This window comes from uncultured Thiothrix sp., from assembly GCF_937876535.1.
Taxonomy (GTDB): domain Bacteria; phylum Pseudomonadota; class Gammaproteobacteria; order Thiotrichales; family Thiotrichaceae; genus Thiolinea.
The window spans coordinates 88,489-107,377 of sequence record NZ_CALFHZ010000019.1; the positions used below are offsets into that span (position 1 = coordinate 88,489).

Sequence of the window (18,889 nt, forward strand, 5' to 3'; positions counted from 1 at the left end):
ATTAGACAGCCGCTGCACCACCGACAATCTCAGAAATCTCCTGCGTAATCGCAGCTTGACGTGCTTTGTTGTACACCAATTTCAAATCATTGATCATCTTACCTGCGTTGTCAGAGGCGCTCTTCATCGCCACCATCCGTGCGGCCATTTCACAGCCCACATTTTCAACTACAGCTTGATAAACCAAGGATTCAATATAGCGTTGCATCAAGGCGTCAATGACTCCTTTTGACTCAGGCTCATAGATATAGTCCCAATAGTGGTTTAAGCCTTCGTCTTTAATCGGAGCGATTGGGATGAGCTGAGTCACCTGTGGTCGCTGCGTCATACTATTGACGAATTCATTTTCCACCATAAACAGACGATCAATCTTGCCGTCGGCATAAGCATCGAGCATAACCTTAATCGTACCTACCATATCCGCGATTTTCGGAGCATCACCCATATGAGTTTTCTGGGCAGCAATACCATAACGACGGAACGTATTCGCTGCTTTATTACCAAACACAGCGATCTCAACCTCGACCCCTTGTGCTTTCCACTTGGCAATATCTTGCAGAGCAGTCTTGAACAGGTTGACATTTAAACCACCACACAAACCACGGTCTGTAGAGATGATGATATAGCCAACTCGTTTCACTGTTGTACGTTCAATTGTATACGGATGCTTATACTCCAAATGCCCATTCGCGACGTGCCCAACTACAGCACGCATCTTTTGAGCATACGGACGGCTAGCATTCATGCGGTCTTGTGCACGACGCATTTTGGATGCAGCAACCATTTCCATCGCTTTGGTGATCTTCCGAGTATTTTGAATACTCTTGATCTGTGTGCGTATCTCTTTAGCACCTGCCATGGGACTTACCTCCCATTACCAAGTGTTAGTAGACTTGAATGTTTCAAGAGCCTTACGCATCGCACCCGCGATTTCATCGTTGTAGTCACCTTTTTCATTGATCTTGTCCAGAAGCTCTTTCTGGGAAGAACGCAGGTAACTCAACAGTGCTGCTTCAAAATCAACAACTTTCTTTGCATCAACATCATCCAAGAAGCCTTCATTGGCTGCGAATAATGAAAACGCCATTTCAGCTACTGACAAGGGAGCAAACTGAGGTTGTTTCATCAGTTCAGTAACACGTTGACCACGTGCTAATTGCTTACGTGTACCTTCATCAAGATCAGAAGCGAACTGCGAGAACGCAGCCAATTCACGATATTGAGCGAGGTCAAGACGCACCCCACCACCGAGCTTTTTGATGATCTTAGTTTGTGCCGAACCACCCACCCGTGATACCGACAGACCCGCATTAATCGCAGGGCGGATACCAGAGTTGAAAAGGTCGGTTTCTAAGAAGATTTGACCGTCAGTGATCGAAATTACGTTAGTCGGAACAAACGCAGAAACGTCACCTGCTTGAGTCTCGATGATTGGTAATGCAGTCAAAGAACCTGTTTTACCAACCACCGCACCTTTGGTGTACTCTTCAACGTAAGCAGCGTTAACGCGAGAGGCACGTTCCAATAAGCGTGAGTGCAGATAGAACACGTCACCAGGATAAGCTTCACGGCCTGGTGGACGACGCAGTAACAGTGATACTTGACGATAAGCCCAAGCTTGCTTGGTTAAGTCATCGTATACGATCAGTGCATCTTCACCACGATCACGGAAGTATTCGCCCATTGAGCAACCAGAGTAAGGAGCAAGGTATTGCATAGACGCAGGGTCAGATGCAGCCGCCGCTACGACGGTGGTATATTCCATCGCACCGTGCTCTTCTAACTTACGAACTACGTTAGCGATAGTAGAAGCCTTTTGGCCAATCGCGACATAGATACATTTTACGTCTTTGCCTTTTTGGTTGATGATGGTATCAACCGCCACTGCTGTTTTACCGGTTTGACGGTCACCGATGATCAATTCGCGCTGACCACGGCCAACTGGAACCATCGCGTCTAAGGCTTTGATACCTGTTTGGAGTGGTTGGTCAACTGATTTACGGTCGATAACACCAGGAGCAATTTGCTCAACAGGTGAGAAACCATCATGTTCAACAGGACCTTTACCGTCAATTGGATTACCCAGAGAGTCAACAACACGACCTAATAGGCCACGTCCGACTGGAACTTCCAAAATACGACCAGTACATTTTACAGTATCGCCCTCGGTGATGCCTTTATAGTCACCTAAGACGACCGCACCGACAGAATCACGCTCTAAGTTCAGCGCAAGACCAAAGGAGCCATTAGAGAACTCGATCATCTCACCAGACATTACGTCGCCTAAACCATGCAGGCGCACAATACCGTCTGTTACAGAGACAACAGTACCCTCAGTACGTGCTTCAGCGCTCGCTTCGAAGCTGCTGATACGCTTCTTAATCAGCTCACTGATTTCAGTTGGGTTAAGTTGCATGTGCTATTCCTCAGTTATCGGCTTGGCTTAGCGCGCCAAAGCCGCCTTCATATCTTTCAGCCTGCTTTGGATAGAGCCGTCAATGACCAAATCACCAGCACGAATAATCGCACCGCCCATTAAAGATGGGTCAATTTTGGTCGTCAACTTAACTTCACGTCCTAAGCGTTTCTGGAGCGCCGCAGCAATAGCTTGCTGCTGGTCATCAGTCATTTCCATTGCAGAAATAATTTCCGCATCGACTGCACCTTCTGCTTCTGCTTTGAATTGTTCAAAGAGAGTAGCAATTTCAGGCAACAGAACGAAACGATCGTTATCTGCTAATACCTTGAGCAAATTCTGGCCTTGAGCATCAATCGCAGAACCTGCGACATCTGCAAAGGCCTGAGCCTTTTGCTCTTTGGTCATACGAGGATGACTCAGCAAGGAAGCTGAACCTTCTGCCGCGACTACCGCAGACATGGCGGCTAGTTGTGCCGACCACTGCGGCAACGCACCAGCTTCCTGCGCCATCTCAAATACCGCTTTGGCATAAGGACGGGCAGCGGTTGTCAATTCAGACATGGTTCACCACCTTAAATTTGCGCGGTCAGCTCATCCAATGCTTTAGCATGGGCTTTAGCATTGATTTCTTTACCTAGAATTTTCTCAGCACCAGCAACTGCCAGTGACGAAACCTGTTGACGTAAGCCTTCACGAGCACGAGATACTTCTTGCTCGATTTCAGCTTGAGCAGCTGCTTTTACACGATTTGCTTCTTCAACAGCGGCATTTTTAGACTCATCAACGATTTCGCCAGCACGCTTTTGCGCTTGGGAAATAATTTCGGCAGCCTCCACCTTCGCTTGCTTAAGCTCATCATCAATTTTCTGACGAGCAGCTTCTTGCTCTTGCTGACCTTTCTCAGCAGCGGCAAGACCTTCAGCAACTTTCTGGCGACGCTTATCTAGGACATCATTTAGAGGCCCCCACATATACTTATTGACTAACCAGATCATGATCGAGAACGCCAAGACCTGAGCAATCAATGTTAGAGTAATGTTCACGTTACCTATCTCCTGCTTTTAAATTAAAAACCATCGCTTTCACGAGGTTTCAACACACTATCACTTGCTTACGCAGCACCGATAGCAGAAGCAGCAGCACCAACGAATGGGTTTGCGAACAAGAACCACATAGCGAACGCTAAGATAATGAACGGGAATGATTCCATCAGACCAGCGAAAATGAACATATTAGTCATTAATTGTGGGCGTAGTTCAGGTTGACGTGCGATACCTTCCAATGTTTTCGCGCAAATCAAACCCCAACCAATCGCAGAGCCTAAACCTGCCGCAGCGAGGATCACGCCAACACCTACTGCGGTGTATGCATAGATCATTGCAATCAGTTCAGCATTCATTTTCCAGTCTCCTAAAAATTACCAAAAGTTAAATTAAAAATCGAAAAACCTACAAACCACCAAAAGCAGGACGATCAATGATCATCCGCTGTAGCATCCGCCATCCCTAAGTAAACGATGGTCAGCACCATAAAAATGAATGCTTGCAACGTAATTACTAATAAGTGGAATAACAACCAAGCTAAATCCAACAGAACTTGCATTGGGAACCAAATGAACAAGCCAAAACTGAAACCTGCGCCTAAGGTTAATAATGCGATTAACAGGAATACCAACTCACCCGCGAATAAGTTACCGAATAACCGTAGACCAAGGCTTAAGGGCTTAGCTAGCTCTTCAATAGTGGTCATTACGATATTGACCGGGATAAAGTATTTTCCAAATGGGTGGAATAAGAATAATTTTAAGTAGCCAATTGGCCCTTTGCTTTTGAAGTTATAGGCAAGGATCAAGACGAATACACATAACGCTAAACCTAACGTCGTATCCAGATTCGTGGTCGGTACTACTTTCAAATAGACATGATGAGGATCAGCCCCAAAGATACCTAAAATACCTGTCCATAAAGAAGGTAAAAGATCAACGGGTAGCAAGTCCATCGCATTCATCGCTAAGACCCACGTGAATACTGTTAAAGCCAAAGGCCCAATCAATTTATCCGGGTGTGGGAAAACGTTTTTAATTTGGTCGTTCACAAACTCCACTGTCATTTCAGCAACACTTTGGAGTTTACCTGGATTTTCCAAACTCAGATTTTCGCCAATTTTTTTAGCGATATAGATCAATAACCCGCCGAGCAGCACACTGAAGATAATGACATCTAGATGTAGCACATTAAAGTCTGCAATAGACTTTGGCTGGCTAGTACTCCAGTTTGTCAAATGGTGCTGAATATACGCGACGGGATCGGCTGCTTGCGCACTTTCGCTCACACTTTTACCCCACGACCAAAGTTAATAAACTTTTTTCCAACCTCATGACTGCTCCGCCTTACGGTTAGGACCCAGTGCAAAGGCATAGCCTAGTTGCGTCACAATAAAGGAACCTATTAGTGGAATCGGGGTCAATTTTAAGAGACCTAAGCCGATTACTAAAGCAACTAGAACGAAAACGAAGCGTCCGACCGCACTTAGGTATAGCAACATCATGCTACGTTTTGGGTCAAAGTTGGCGTCTCCTCCTACTTTACCCATGCGCCGAGACAATAAAAATGTATTAGCAAGAGCAATTGCGCCGCCATATAGTGCAGGCAGTACAGCACGTTCGCCCTGTAGGTAGAAAGCAATAGCAGCACACACTACTATCAGGACGAATTGTATGGTCAGTATGTTGCGCATCTGCATCTCTGGAGGGGGGAATCTATCCCCTTGATTTCCAAATCCCGGCGGGAGTATAAATACATACTAATATACGGTCAACTCTAGGTCGCAAAACCCGTGACACGCCCACCACTCCATGGGTGTAGCTTACCGAAGCTGCCTACAAAAATTATGTCGACATTATCCACTAATTTACAAAAGCTGCAATGGTTATCAGCAACTTAAAACTAAATTATCTGAACAAAATCTGAAGTGTGACTTTAACTAGATTTTTCTAAGAAATTCGCGCAGTTAGCGTTAAATTGACGATATTCTTTCTGAAGAAACAGCGAAGTTGCCCTAATATTTAGACTTACACCGTATTTTCACTTGCACTCTTTATAAGCTTCTTCTAGAGCACTGTCTGCCCTTCAATTGTTCAACTGTCGACAATTAAGAAAATCAATGCTTAAAGCTGCTTCCTAGAAAAGTTGCTAAGTCTCTTGAAAATAACTAGTTTTTCTATGAAAACAGTTAAGACTAAGAATTTAGTAGCTAAGATTTGGAATTTTTAAACTGAATAGCTGAAAAGCAACGAGCTGATGGCAAACTGACAGTGCTGTACAAACAGCACTGCCAAAGAGTGAGCTTAGCGACCGCGAACGAAGCGGCGAACTTCAGCTAAATGACGACGGCTAACTTCTAATTGGTCACGTACTTTATCTAGAGTTATTTGTGTACGACCCACATCAGACTTGGTTAAACCAGTGATACGACTTTTCGCAACTAAAGCATTGCGATGAATACGGATGAAACGATCAGCTAGATCGGTCTCTAAGGATTTAAGCGATTCTTCAATAATCACTTCCCCACCATTATGGCGTACAGTGACGTATTTTTGATCCGCTTGGAAATAAACAACATCTTCAATTGGAATTAACTCCAAATTGCCACGCATACGTGCACAGATATGCTTACGGGATGAACGTTGACCACCGGTGCGTTGCTCCAACATCTCTAAGCGTTGAGCACGGTTAAGCGAGCGGGCTTGTTCCAGACTTTGTAATAATTGTTCTTGTCTTATTGGTTTCATAAGATACCCTGTTGCTTTTGTTGAAAAGGCTTCTAAAGCATATTCACCATACGCTGTGGTAAATATGACGGCGGGGGGCATGTCCATTCCTGAAATATGTCTTGCGGCCTCTAGTCCATCCATGCCAGGCATGGTGATATCCATTAGCACAATATCCGGTTGGAAACGCTCCACCATTACAACAGCCTCAGCCCCGTTTTCGGCTTCAGCACAAACATCATAATCCGCGTAACGATCAATCAAGCCTTTGATTCTCTCGCGGGCATATTCTTCGTCATCTACAACCAAAATCTTAATCGACATTATTATTACTCCTTGGGGATGGAAAAGGAGACGCGGTACTGCTGGGGTGTTTTTTGTATTTGCAGATTAGCGCGATCTCCATACGCGAGATGAAGTCGGTTTTTCATATTTTCTTGGGCTATGTGGTTACCCTTTTGATGCGAGCTTGCGCCACTGGGCGAGAGTGGGTTGGTCACGGATACTGCTAAGTGACTACCCGCATCATATAAACTAATTCCTAGTGTTCCGCCCTCTTTACGTGGTTGTATCCCATGATAAATGGCGTTTTCGACCAAGGGTTGCAAGATTAAAGGCAGAATTTGCATGTCAAACGGTAGAGTATTGCGATCCATGTCCCAGACCACCGTCAAGCGACGTTTACCTAGGCGCAAACCTTCCATACGCAGATAACGCATCGTCACATCCAACTCTTCTTGCAAACTAATACGATTACGCCGATCCAAAGTGGTGCGCATGATGTCGGCCAAATCTAGAATCGCATCCTCTGCTTGCTGTGGGTCTTTATGCACTAAATGCGCTACCGTATTTAAACTATTAAATAAGAAATGAGGACGCATTCGGGATTGCAGAGCCTCATATTTCGCATGCGAATCGGCTTCTACCGAAGCTTCCCACTGGCCTTGTACATACAGATAACGCAGAACCACCAAACTTAGTACAACGCTAATCACAATATTTTTTAAGAAATACAGCGCCACCCCGCCGCCTAATTCATCTAAGCTATTATTTTTAATCAGAAATAAGCCGATGACTGACGCAAACAAAGTAAAAACCAAGACCACACCCGTAATAATAGCAGTGGCCATCTTGTTCGATGCGGGTGTGTAAAAGCGATTAATCAGGCATAAAACCAAGACTGAGGCCAAAGCAACCCAAAGGATGAATAAGGCATTCAAGCCCAATTTCACCAAAAACTCATTCACATCGTCTGCAGCCGCTAAAGCTAAAATAGTTGCCAAAAATAGAGCCGCCGCTACGATTCTTAGTAGAGGTTGAGGACCACAAATATTGGGTAAATAACCAAGCGTTTTGCTCATTGATAAAGACATTCTTTTCTTCTAGCTCTTGTCTTTTTTCAAACTCGCCAAGGGTGGGTTTGCCTGAAAATCCGACAGGATTTAGTTAATTGTTATTTTTATAATTTCCCAGATCGCAGCTTACGATCGAGCTTTCACATCATACTATAGTTCAGCGGCTTGCTGATTGCTGAAGGCTTTTCTCGATTCTTCCATAAGGAAAGAATAAACTTCAAGTTTTTCCGCTTAACTGACTAAAACTTAACGAAACCGCGCTCATGACAGCTCAAAATCACAGCAAACCCACTCATTTACCAGCCACCAAAAACCAAGCTTGGGGCGGACGCTTTACTGAATCTACTGATGCTTTCGTCGCTGAATTCACAGCTTCCATTCAATTTGATCAGCGTTTATACAAACACGATCTGGCTGGCTCACGTGCCCATGCACGCATGTTGAATAAAGTCGGCATTTTGTCTCGCACTGACTTAGAAGCCATCTTAACGGGTCTAGACCAAATCGAAGCTGAAATTGAAGCAGGTCAATTTGACTGGCAAATCGCGCTTGAAGATATTCATATGAATATCGAAGCGCGCCTCACTGATCGGATTGGCATTGCGGGTAAACGTCTACACACTGGACGCTCACGTAATGATCAAGTCGCTACTGACATTCGTTTATGGCTACGTGATCAAATTGATCATATTGCCCATGAGATTCGCCGCTTACAGACGGGGCTAGTTGCAGTCGCTGAGCGTGAAGCTGATACCATCCTCCCCGGCTTTACGCATCTACAAGTCGCCCAACCGATTACTTTCGGGCATCACATGCTGGCATGGTTTGAAATGCTCGAGCGTGACTATGCCCGCCTGCTCGATTGCCGTAAGCGCGTGAATATTATGCCCTTGGGTGCTGCTGCGCTAGCGGGGACGACTTATCCGATTGATCGCAATTATAGTGCTGAGCTATTAGGCTTTGAACGCCCTGCCCGTAACTCGTTAGATGCAGTCAGTGATCGTGATTTTGCGATTGAATTTACTTCAGTGGCTGCCCTCCTCCTGATGCACTTATCCCGCTTCTCAGAAGAGCTGATTTTATGGACTTCCGCGCAATTTGATTTTATCCGTTTGCCAGACCGGTTCTGTACTGGCTCTTCGATTATGCCGCAGAAGAAAAATCCAGACGTACCCGAATTAGTACGTGGTAAAAGTGGACGGGTGTTTGGGCATTTAATGGGCTTACTCACTTTAATGAAGAGCCAACCGCTCGCTTACAATAAAGATAATCAAGAAGATAAAGAGCCACTGTTTGATACAGTTGATACCGTACTCGGCTGCTTACGCGCTTTCGGTGACATGATGCCGCATGTACAAACCAAGCCTGAAAAAATGCGTCGTGCTGCGATGCAAGGATTCTCCACTGCGACCGATTTAGCCGACTATTTGGTGCGTAAAGGCTTACCTTTCCGTGATGCACATGAAGTAGTGGGTAGTGCGGTTGCTTTAGGGGTACAAACAGGTCGGGATTTAAGTGAAATGACCTTAGCCGAACTACAAAGTTTCTCTGCACAGATTGAAGAGGATGTATTTAAGGTATTGAGCTTGGAAGGATCGGTCGCAGCGCGGGATCATTTGGGTGGGACTGCACCGAATCAGGTTAAATTGCAGATTGCGGCGGCGAAAGCGCTGATTAGTCAGTAAACCAACAGGAAGGGCTAAGCACTAGCTTAAGGCTTAGCCCAAATACGTATTTACTCTTTCGGCTTTCGCAAAGTCATCGCCGGATTATGAGTAAAGAAGTTATAGGGCATCAGATGCACCGTTTTCCATTCTGTGGTCATCACTGGCCAATCTTCCATGCGTGGGGTGTGATGAAAGCCTGCAGTAAACCAAGTCACCACATCTTTATTCGCAATATTCCGATTCGCTTTCACCCATTCGGCTAAAGTATCCGAACCGTCACTAGCAAACGCATATTTCCCACCCGCATAACGCTGAGTCGGGTCATACAACGTATTCCAAATGCTGTATTCGACATAAGCATTGCGTTTCATAGGTGGGTCATTTTCAAAATCGAAGGGGCTATAAGCCACATTGCCGTGATGAATCATATAGCTCGGATTATGCCCCAGTGGCCCTTGCTTATTCATATTCATCACATGAAACATTTGTGGCTTGAGCGCACTGATTTTAAAACGCCCATCCATTTCATTAGTGACTGCTTTATGGGTCAAATTCCACAAAGAGCGGCGGGGAATATCGGCAGGTGGCTCTTCTTTGACTAAATCCATGACCATGAAGGTGTTATCTTGCCCATCAATATCAAAATCCATGCGGAAATTGAAGAAGTGGTCATGATTCGCCGCCACTAAATTCGGGGCAATCAACATACCGTGTGCCGTATCCGCTTTAGCCGTCGGATCATTCATATTAGTGGATGCTACCCCTTTCACTGCATCTAAACCGGAGGCTCCGACCATAATATAAATATCACCATTTTGCCTAAAGCGATAATCAATCAGATAGTCATAGTTACCCACCTCGGAAGCAGTACGCACCACTAACTCCGTATCTGGGCGGCCTTCGGCGGGCACGGGCTTATCAGGGCTTTGGGCAAACACTTCAAAATGCCGCCACGCAGGATCACCAATATTACGCTCGAATACACAAACGGCATTCGGGATTTCAAGTGGATTACCATTATCATCATGAATTAAAGCCGGCAAAAAGGTGGCATATTTCGGGCAATCAATTCCAGCCGTGAGTGGACTCAAAAATAGCCCAAAGCCATATTCGCCGCTGTCCATATAGGTTCGCCAATACCAGCCTTTACTTGGATCCATGTACGGTACGAAGACTTCAGATAGATGTGCCTGATACAACACGGAGCGCCAATTGCCATCATCATTCACATTAATATCTGACACCACCATGCCCGGCCGTTTATCAATCCGATAACGGAATTTCCAAATATCCCAACTGATCTCGCTGCCATTAATGCTGTAATTGGGTTTACCTGTTTGCGTCAATACGGCCGGATTGGTTTCAGGACGTAAAGGCGCACGCTTGGCGATTTCATCTTCTGTGTAACCCCAATCATCCTTAGGTGTTGGTATCACCGCCTCATCTTCAATCCGAATCACTTTGCTTTCGCGTAGATCGACTACGGCATATAAACCTTCAATAGGTTTAGCGTAAAAGTTAGAGCTAGTAGTCGGTTTGACATAGCACGGCACTTTCATTAAGCGTTTGCCTTTGTCCTCTTCGATCATAAAGTTCCCGGCAGTCAGCGGTAAGCAAAACGCCTCATCAGGTTTCACATTGCGCTTGGCGAGGGCTTTGGTAAAGTCCTCATTTTTCAGCACGACATCCATCGCCGAGATAAACTCAGTAAAGGTCACCATTGTTTCTTTATCAAGGGGTTTAGTGCTTTCGACCTTTTTATTCGTTAGGTCAACAATGGCCTCTTGCATTCCTTTATCAGTGGTGAATTGTGCCATAGCGCGGCGCGTGACTGGGGTTTTGTCTGCTTTCCACTTTAAAACTTCGGCTTTAGCTGGTTCCACCAATTCAATTAAGGGGTAGAGGCTTTTATCGGTTGCGCCACCATTTGCCTTTAACAGGGTAGTAATTTGCTTATACTCATCTGCAGTTAGCCCATCTTGCGGGCTAAGCACCGCCGTAGTCTCAGCAGGTTTAGCAGCCTCTGTTTTAGCCGCCTCGATAGCAGGCTCAGCCTTTTTAGTTTCCGTACTAGCTGACTCCGCCCAAATATTGCCACTGCCCAACGCCAAGGCAATGCTCAAGGATAAAGCATTGAATGCTTTCATAGTCTCTCCTCCTCGTGTGTGACTCTAGTTTAAGCTAAAGCCTTATTAATACTAATAATCTTCGGCTGCGTAACCGCTTTTAAGCCATCGACGCCAAACTCAACCCCAAAACCAGACTGCTTAATTCCCCCAAACGGAACCATTGGATGAATAGTGCCATGCTGATTAATCCACACTGTGCCTGCTTGCATACGATTGGCAACTTCACGGGCTTGATCAGGATTGCTTGACCACACCGACGCACCTAAACCGACATCCACTGCATTGGCCATTTGAATCGCTTCATCGAGATTGTTGTATTTCACAATCGGCAATACCGGGCCAAATTGCTCCTCTTGTACCAGACGTGCAGCATTATCAATATGAGTGACCAAAGTAATCGGGAAGAAATTGCCTGCACCTGGCAGTGCATTGCCACCACGTACAAAAGTCGCTCCTTGCTGTTTAGCGTCCTCCACTAAATCTACAACCTTGCTAAACTGCATTCGATTTTGCACTGGCCCGAGGACAATGCCCTCTTCCAAGCCATTACCCATCGGCATAACTGCGGCCAGTTTATTCAACTCATCCACCACCGCATCGTGTACCGCTTCATGCACATAGAGGCGCTTAATACAGGCGCAGGTTTGCCCCATATTAATGAATGAACCCCAGAATAAACCTTGCGCAATTTTGGCAGGATCAACATCCGGCAAGACAATCGCTGCATCATTACCTCCTAACTCTAAAGTGACGCGCGCATAGTTTTTCGCGGAGGCTTGAATGATTTTCGAGCCAGTGGACGACGAGCCTGTAAACATGATTTTGTCCACACCTTGAGCAGCAGTAAGCCACCCCCCTACTTCACCCCCACCCGATACTGAATTGAGAACACCTGCTGGTAAAACAGTATTCAGTAAACGCACCATCTCCAACGTACAGATTGAGGTATATTCAGAAGGCTTAATCACCACCGTATTACCTGTGCGTAAGGACGGCATAATTTGCCATGTGGCAATTAGCAGCGGCCAATTCCACGGTGCAATCGCTGCTACCACCCCAATGGGGGTGCGATGAATTTCATCGCGGCGGGTATCATCCTCAAAGGCAATTTCAACAGGCAATTCAAGACTTGCAGGTACTTGCGTCCAGCCAATACAGCCTTGAATTTCAAACACTGAGCCAGGACCTGCCAGAGGTTTACCCTGCTCTTGGGTAACCAGCCTAGAGAGATAATCAATATGGTCTTCTAGCACTTTCGCCATTTGCATTAAATAGCCTTTACGTGCTTCATCACTTAAAGCAGCCCAGGCTGGTTGTGCTGTTTTAGCGGCCGCGACGGCTGCTTGAACTTGTTCTTGAGTAGAACTTGGAACTAAACCTAAAACTTCGCCAGTAGCAGGATTATAAGATTCAAAGGTTGATGCAGATGTAACGGCTTGCCCATTACAAGTATTGGTGTAACTCGCGCTCATAAACTCCTCCTGATTATGATTCATGCCTAGCATTTCATAGCATAGGCGAAAAATCTTGGCAGGCTGCGCCAGAGTCTATGCAGTTAGCGCCAAAGTTTAGGGATTTGCTGCGCTAGTATATTGTTTAGGCGAGACACCATATTGCTTTTTAAACAAGCGATTGAGTGTTGATACATCACCAAAGCCATGCTCATAAGCCAATGCAGCAATTTGCAACTTACCACCTTGACGCTGAGTCGTTTCGAGGCGTTTAGCAAAACGTTGCAGACGAATTTGTTGAATCATTTCCGCACATTGCAAACCGGCCTCAGCAAATAAACGTTGAATAGTACGAGTGGATAAACCAGATAAGTCCGCCAAGCGCACCACATTAAAGCCATCCTCCAAAGCGTGTTCATGCAGCAAGGCCATCAACTGCTGCAAAGCTTTTTGATTCGCAGCTAGTTCATCAGCATGCGAGGCACGAGCAAATTGAGCACAGAGTAACTCCAATAAGCTGTTGGATAAATGTACTTGGGCAGGGCTATGCTCAGGCGTGTTGAGTAGCATTTTTACCTGCGCATTAATCAACTGCCCGTAATCACTACTCGCACTGATTAAAGTCGCGGGATCAAAACTCACTTTCGGATTGTGTTGATGTAATAGCTCACGCGGCAAATGCAAAGAGAGTTGACTGGTATTGAGACGCGGGTCATAACTGAAAATACTAGGTTGCAAGGAGTCGATCAGGGTCATATCACCCTGTTCACGCAGCACCGCACGCGCTTTACCCTGCTGCAATTCTGCGTGTCCGGTAAGGTGGATAATCAGGAAATAATAGGCATGTCCATCTTGAGCAATATCGCGATAATTGCGCACGATTTGCTGGGCATTATGCTGCACTAACGCAAAATCAGCGTGTCCTTTTTGCACTACCTCTACGTGCCCAAGAATACTGGGCGCTGCGGTAACGGTGCGAAAATGACCACATACCGCTTGCAGCTCAGACTGCCACTGCAACAGCTCTAATACTCTAGGCGGCTTGGCTAACTGCATGGGTTTATACCTAGACATGTTGATAGAAAGACTTTCTCACTAGCTTAGCTAAGAAGTTCGATCTTATCTGGTTTTATAACAATTTGTTGAATAGGCGTTAGTTATTTAGCCGGAAGCGCAGCTTTAACTTGTTCCCAATCATATGGTAAAGGTATCGTTGACCAACCCTCTTGCTGTTTGATGGCATTCTTTAAATTAGTGCTGCGTTGATCGGAAGCTGGATGTGTAGATAAAAAAGCAGGAATGCCTAAGTTTGCTTCGTCCTTAGCTAATTTCTCAAAGAAACTCACTAAACCTTGTGGGGCAATGCCTGCTTTATGTAGAGCCTCCAAACCTTTCAAATCCGCTTCAGCCTCTAACTCACGGCTAAACTTTAAACTATTCAATTGGGTCGCCGCTTGAGTAACCCATAGCGAAGACACATCACCTACTATCAAAGCAATCGAGGTCTGCCAACCTAAGCGGTAAATAATGTCCTCTAGTGTATGGCGTTGCTCAACATGTTGCACCTCATGTGCCAGTACACCTGCTACCTCCTCAGCCGAATCAGCTGCTTTGAGCAAACCTGTATTGGCTACCACATACCCACCCGGCACAGCAAAAGCATTCACTTCAGCAGTATCTGCAATATACCAATGATATTGATACGCCGAACCTTGGGTTAAACGCTCACCAATACGTTTGAGCACTTCATAGTCATAACCGGTTTGCCGTAGCTTCATGCCATCGGTAGCACTTGCAAACACCAGTTCACCCAGTGCCTGTTCCTGTTCAATCGATACATAATCAGCTATCCAAGCTGCGATTTGATGGGACTTCCAGAACAAAACAAGCAGCAACAAGAAAGGCAATCCTAGATAGAACAACAGCATACCTAAACCGATATTGGATCGGCGCTTGCGCTTAGTTTGCTCATGGTGAACTTGCTGATAAGACTGAACTACAGTAGCAGGAGCTTGAGCCATTAATAGCTCAGCATCCTTCGCACTAAAGCAGACTGAACACACCTCACCTTGTGGTGATTCCCAATCAAAATAGACCTGCTCACGATTAAAGCCACCATAACGTGGCTTTAAAGCTATTAAAGGCAACCGTAAGAGCTCACTACTATTTTTAATCCCAGCAATCACCAAATCCGTAGATTCACTATAGGCAGTAATTGGCTCGCCTTGAATGGGGCTAGTTGGTGAAAAAAACTGTCCGCGAATCACTGTATCGCTATTTAGCACTAATCATCCCCAAATAATCCCCCCATCACTGCCCCACCCAAACCACCTAAAACCGAAGTTTCACCCACCCCACCTGGAGCCGCCCGTACAATCCGATTTGCTAAGCGAGACAGTGGCAAAGATTGTAGCCAAACCTTGCCGGGGCCAGTGAGTGAAGCGAAGAATAAACCTTCACCACCAAAGAAAGCTGTTTTTAAGCCACCGACATATTCAATGTCATAATCGACCGTTGGCATCAAAGCGGCTAAACAACCGGTATCAACTCGGATTTTTTCACCCGGGCGCAAACTACGTTCAATTAAGGTGCCACCGGCATGTACAAAAGCTAAACCATCCCCTTGTAAGCGTTGCATTATAAAACCTTCGCCACCGAATAGACCCGTACCAATTTTCTTTTGGAAAGCAATGCTCAAAGACACACCTTTGGCCGCACAGAGAAAAGAATCACGCTGACAAATCAGCTCGCCACCTAATTGACTCAAATGCATCGGCACGATTTGCCCTTGATAAGGCGCAGCAAAAGCGACTTTGCGTTTACCCATGCGCCCCTGATGCATATAGACAGTGGTAAACAGTGACTCACCTGTGACCAAACGACCACCTGCCTTCATCAATTTACCAAAGAAACCTTTCGCTTGATTCGAAGCGGAGCCATCGCCAAACACAGTCTCCATGAGAATATCTTGCTCCATAAAGAGCATCGCACCTGCCTCGCCCACTGCGGCCTCACCTGGATCCAGTTCGATTTCTACATATTGAGAATCCTGCCCAAAGATTTGATAGTCAACAATATCCATACTACTCATGCAAAGTCTCCAGTAATTTTTTTAATTATTGAGAAAATACTTTTGTGTCACTGTCTGTTAAATTTAGTCAGTCTGCCTCATAGTAATGGTTCTTTATGGTCTTGTGAATGCTGCTAACTCTTAATGTTTGAACACATTTAAGGCAGCATATTGTAAAAGCATGATGGTTTTCGCATCCTGAATTTCACCGGTTTTTATCATTTCCAGTGCTTGCTTAAATGGTAACTCTAAAACCTCAATATCCTCCCCTTCGCTAGCTAGCCCACCGCCTGCATTTAATTTATCGTTGGCAGTGTATTCGGCGACATAGAAATACAGTTTTTCCGTGACTGAGCCAGGGCTCATATACGCTTCAAACACTTTCTGAATCGTTTGTACTTGATAACCGGTTTCTTCCTCAGCCTCCAAACGAATCCGCTCGTCGGGGCTAGCGCTATCCAATAAACCGGCAGCGGTTTCAATCAATAAACCACTCTCCAAGCCATTGGTAAAGGCAGGAAAGCGAAATTGCCGCGTCAGCACGACGGTTTGCTGCGCCAAGTTATACAGCAAAATCGTCGCTCCATTACCGCGATCATAAACTTCACGGCTTTGGGTCTGCCATTCACCATTATTGCGTAAATAATCGAAGGTCGCTTTACGCAGGATATACCAATTGTCTGACAGTACATCGATGCTGTGGATTTTTACACGATTGTTCATATTTGCTCCTCATTGCTAGCTTAAATAAGAATATTCAGACATTATTTTCATGTTAAACTAATAAATTCAAGAAAATTCGTGCAAAAATATGCTAACTAAACAACGCCACCAATACTTACTCGATTTGCTACAACAGCAAGGCCAAGTGATTGCTAAAACCATTGCGGAAGAATTGGCGCTTTCGGAAGACACGATCCGCCGTGATTTGCGCGAATTAGCAAAGCAAGGCTTGGTGCAACGTGTGCATGGTGGCGCTTTGCCCATTTCGCCTGCGCTGGGGGATTTCAATACACGTTTACAGATTGGCAGTGAGGAAAAGGCACAAATTGCTAAAGCGGCTGTCAGTTTGATTCAAGCAGGACAAACCATTTTTTTAGATGGCGGCACGACCACTCAGCAAGTGGTACGCCAGCTTCCAAAAGATTTGACTTTAACTGTGGTCACCCATAGTCCATCGATTGCTTTGGATTTAGTCGCTTATCCAAATATTGAAGTCATTTTGATCGGTGGCAAATTATTCAAACATTCTATTGTTACTGTGGGTGCAAGCGCTTTGGAGGCGATTCACCAATTGCGAGTTGATCTGTATTTCATGGGCGTCACTGGTGTACATGCAAGTTATGGCTTAACTACAGGTGATTTGGAAGAGGCTACGATGAAACGTGCGATTAGCCAGCAAGCCGCAGAAACTATTGTGCTCGCGTCGTCGGAAAAATTGGATAAGGTTTCACCTTATACCATTTGTGCGATGCATGCGGTGAGCAGTGTGATGGTTAATCGCGAGGTTTCGTGGGAGTTAGCGGCTAAGCTTGAGGCTTTAGGGGTTGCGGTGATAAGAGCCTAGGAGCTAAGCTCTTATCCCATAGCAAGGTTACATAAACCGACTAATCAACACTTTATCGGTATGTAAATTCGGCACGGGAATCTTTACAAAATGCCCACTACCGGGTGCGACTTCAATGGGTTCGCCATGTTTATTGCGCATCGCTTCCAGAGTGAACTCCTGATTCTGCCCATTCGGTACAATCAACTCTAAACGATCACCCACGCTAAAACGGTTTTTCACCTCGACATCCATCCAGCCATTTGCAGCATCGTAGCTGGTCATTTCTGCGACAAATTGCTGCTTATGGGTTTGGGAAGCACCATAGATATAGTTTTGGTATTCGTGGGTATGATGACGTTCGTAGAAACCATCGGTATAACCGCGATTGGCCAAGTTTTCCAAAATACCTAATAACTTATCGTCGAAAGGCTTACCAGCAGCGGCATCATCAATCGCTTGGCGATAGGCTTGCGCGGTGCGGGCGGCGTAATAATGTGATTTGGTGCGGCCTTCGATTTTCAGGCTATCTACACCGATTTCACATAAGCGCTGCACATGCTCAATCGCGCGTAAGTCTTTGGAATTCATAATATAAGTGCCATGCTCGTCTTCCATCACCGGCAATAACTCACCTGGACGGCTGGCCTCTTCCAAGAAATACACCCGATCCGCTAAGGGATGACGCTCTTGATTGCCACAATCAGCGGTGCTTGCGACTTTATTGAAGGCATCCATCGATAGCACAGCCTCACGTGGCACAATCGTGCCATCCGGTGTTTCGGCTGCTTCAGAAGTTTTGTATTCCCAACGGCAAGAATTAGTACAAGTGCCTTGATTCGGATCACGGTGATTGAAATAGCCAGACAATAAGCAGCGCCCGGAATAGGCAATGCACAAAGCACCGTGCACAAATACTTCGAGTTCCATGTCGGGGCATTCTTGACGGATTTCAGCGACTTCATCCAAGGATAATTCACGCGATAAAATAATCCGCTTCACACCCAATTTTTGCCAGAATTTCACACTCGCGTAATTCACAGTATTCATCTGCACCGAGAGGTGAATCACCGCCTCGGGGAAGGTTTCGCGCACCATCATAATCAAGCCGGGATCAGCCATAATCAGCGCATCGGGCTGCATTTGAATCACTGGCTCAATATCGCGTAGGAAAGTTTTGACCTTGGAGTTGTGCGGCATGGTATTAGCAGCGACGAAAAACTGTTTACCCAACACATGCGCCTCGCGAATGCCTGTGGCGAGTACATCGTTCTGAAAATCATTATTGCGCACACGTAGGCTGTAACGCGGTTGCCCCGCATACACCGCATCCGCCCCATAAGCAAAGGCATAGCGCATATTCTTTAATGTACCCGCAGGCGCGAGTAATTCCGGCTTTTTCATGTTAGTTCCTTAACCAGATTGCAGGTCTAGTTGTTGGGAGTGGGAGATAGGGGAGCTATTCTATAAGCTTTGTCGGAAA

18 protein-coding genes are annotated in these 18,889 nt (G+C 45.7%); 2 read left to right on the forward strand and 16 right to left on the reverse strand.

From position 1 onward, the window contains the following. Position 1 precedes the first annotated feature (1 nt). The 9 genes from atpG to Q0230_RS11015 form a co-directional block, all read right to left on the reverse strand. Complete coding sequence (gene atpG, locus Q0230_RS10975; protein ID WP_298610071.1) at positions 2–859, reverse strand: F0F1 ATP synthase subunit gamma; 858 nt, start codon at positions 857–859, stop codon at positions 2–4. Positions 860–874: 15 nt separating this feature from the next. Beyond that, on the reverse strand, positions 875–2,416 hold the full coding sequence (gene atpA / locus Q0230_RS10980; protein WP_298610072.1) for a F0F1 ATP synthase subunit alpha: 1,542 nt from the start codon (positions 2,414–2,416) through the stop codon (positions 875–877). A gap of 27 nt (positions 2,417–2,443) precedes the next feature. Beyond that, entirely contained in the window at positions 2,444–2,980 is a 537-nt protein-coding gene (locus tag Q0230_RS10985; protein WP_298610073.1) for a F0F1 ATP synthase subunit delta, read from the reverse strand. 11 nt (positions 2,981–2,991) lie between these two features. Further along, positions 2,992–3,462, reverse strand: a complete 471-nt coding sequence (locus Q0230_RS10990; protein WP_298610074.1) for a F0F1 ATP synthase subunit B — start codon at positions 3,460–3,462, stop codon at positions 2,992–2,994. Positions 3,463–3,530: 68 nt separating this feature from the next. Next, a complete protein-coding gene (gene atpE / locus Q0230_RS10995) occupies positions 3,531–3,818 on the reverse strand; it encodes a F0F1 ATP synthase subunit C (protein WP_298610076.1) in 288 nt (95 codons plus the stop codon). A 74-nt stretch (positions 3,819–3,892) separates the two neighbouring features. Then, positions 3,893–4,750: a F0F1 ATP synthase subunit A gene (gene atpB / locus Q0230_RS11000; RefSeq protein WP_298610077.1), complete on the reverse strand. Its 858-nt coding sequence runs from the start codon at positions 4,748–4,750 to the stop codon at positions 3,893–3,895. Between the two features lie 42 nt (positions 4,751–4,792). After that, positions 4,793–5,161, reverse strand: coding sequence for an ATP synthase subunit I (locus Q0230_RS11005; protein WP_367274136.1), 369 nt, complete (start codon positions 5,159–5,161; stop codon positions 4,793–4,795). A 604-nt stretch (positions 5,162–5,765) separates the two neighbouring features. Next, a complete protein-coding gene (locus Q0230_RS11010) occupies positions 5,766–6,512 on the reverse strand; it encodes a LytTR family DNA-binding domain-containing protein (protein ID WP_298610079.1) in 747 nt (248 codons plus the stop codon). Between the two features lie 5 nt (positions 6,513–6,517). Beyond that, on the reverse strand, positions 6,518–7,561 hold the full coding sequence (locus Q0230_RS11015) for a sensor histidine kinase (RefSeq protein ID WP_298610080.1): 1,044 nt from the start codon (positions 7,559–7,561) through the stop codon (positions 6,518–6,520). 245 nt (positions 7,562–7,806) lie between these two features. Here Q0230_RS11015 and argH point away from each other — a divergent pair, with 245 nt between their 5' ends. Then, the gene (gene argH, locus Q0230_RS11020; RefSeq protein WP_298610081.1) at positions 7,807–9,228 is read left to right on the forward strand and encodes an argininosuccinate lyase; all 1,422 of its coding nucleotides are present in this window, start codon (positions 7,807–7,809) and stop codon (positions 9,226–9,228) included. Between the two features lie 50 nt (positions 9,229–9,278). On the opposite strand, the gene Q0230_RS11025 is transcribed toward argH, so the two are convergent. The 6 genes from Q0230_RS11025 to nudK all read right to left on the reverse strand — a co-directional run bounded on the left by Q0230_RS11025 (position 9,279) and on the right by nudK (position 16,583). Further along, a complete protein-coding gene (locus Q0230_RS11025; RefSeq protein ID WP_298610082.1) occupies positions 9,279–11,357 on the reverse strand; it encodes a hypothetical protein in 2,079 nt (692 codons plus the stop codon). 29 nt (positions 11,358–11,386) lie between these two features. Then, a complete protein-coding gene (locus Q0230_RS11030; protein WP_298610083.1) occupies positions 11,387–12,811 on the reverse strand; it encodes an aldehyde dehydrogenase family protein in 1,425 nt (474 codons plus the stop codon). Between the two features lie 96 nt (positions 12,812–12,907). Next, on the reverse strand, positions 12,908–13,846 hold the full coding sequence (locus Q0230_RS11035) for a helix-turn-helix domain-containing protein (protein WP_298610084.1): 939 nt from the start codon (positions 13,844–13,846) through the stop codon (positions 12,908–12,910). Positions 13,847–13,947: 101 nt separating this feature from the next. Further along, positions 13,948–15,075 carry a M48 family metallopeptidase gene (locus Q0230_RS11040; RefSeq protein WP_298610085.1) on the reverse strand — a complete coding sequence of 376 codons (1,128 nt, stop codon included), beginning with the start codon at positions 15,073–15,075 and terminating at the stop codon, positions 13,948–13,950. Next, on the reverse strand, positions 15,075–15,881 hold the full coding sequence (locus Q0230_RS11045; protein ID WP_298610086.1) for an AIM24 family protein: 807 nt from the start codon (positions 15,879–15,881) through the stop codon (positions 15,075–15,077). Before Q0230_RS11045 ends, Q0230_RS11040 begins: the two co-directional genes overlap by 1 nt. A 120-nt stretch (positions 15,882–16,001) precedes the next feature. Next, positions 16,002–16,583 (reverse strand): GDP-mannose pyrophosphatase NudK, encoded by a 582-nt coding sequence (gene nudK / locus Q0230_RS11050; protein ID WP_298610087.1) that lies wholly within the window; start codon positions 16,581–16,583, stop codon positions 16,002–16,004. Positions 16,584–16,671: 88 nt separating this feature from the next. Here nudK and Q0230_RS11055 point away from each other — a divergent pair, with 88 nt between their 5' ends. Beyond that, positions 16,672–17,427: a DeoR/GlpR family DNA-binding transcription regulator gene (locus Q0230_RS11055; RefSeq protein WP_298610088.1), complete on the forward strand. Its 756-nt coding sequence runs from the start codon at positions 16,672–16,674 to the stop codon at positions 17,425–17,427. Between the two features lie 27 nt (positions 17,428–17,454). Here the strand turns inward: Q0230_RS11055 and yegQ are convergent, their stop codons facing one another. Then, positions 17,455–18,810, reverse strand: coding sequence for a tRNA 5-hydroxyuridine modification protein YegQ (gene yegQ / locus Q0230_RS11060; RefSeq protein ID WP_298610089.1), 1,356 nt, complete (start codon positions 18,808–18,810; stop codon positions 17,455–17,457). Positions 18,811–18,889: the final 79 nt, after the last annotated feature.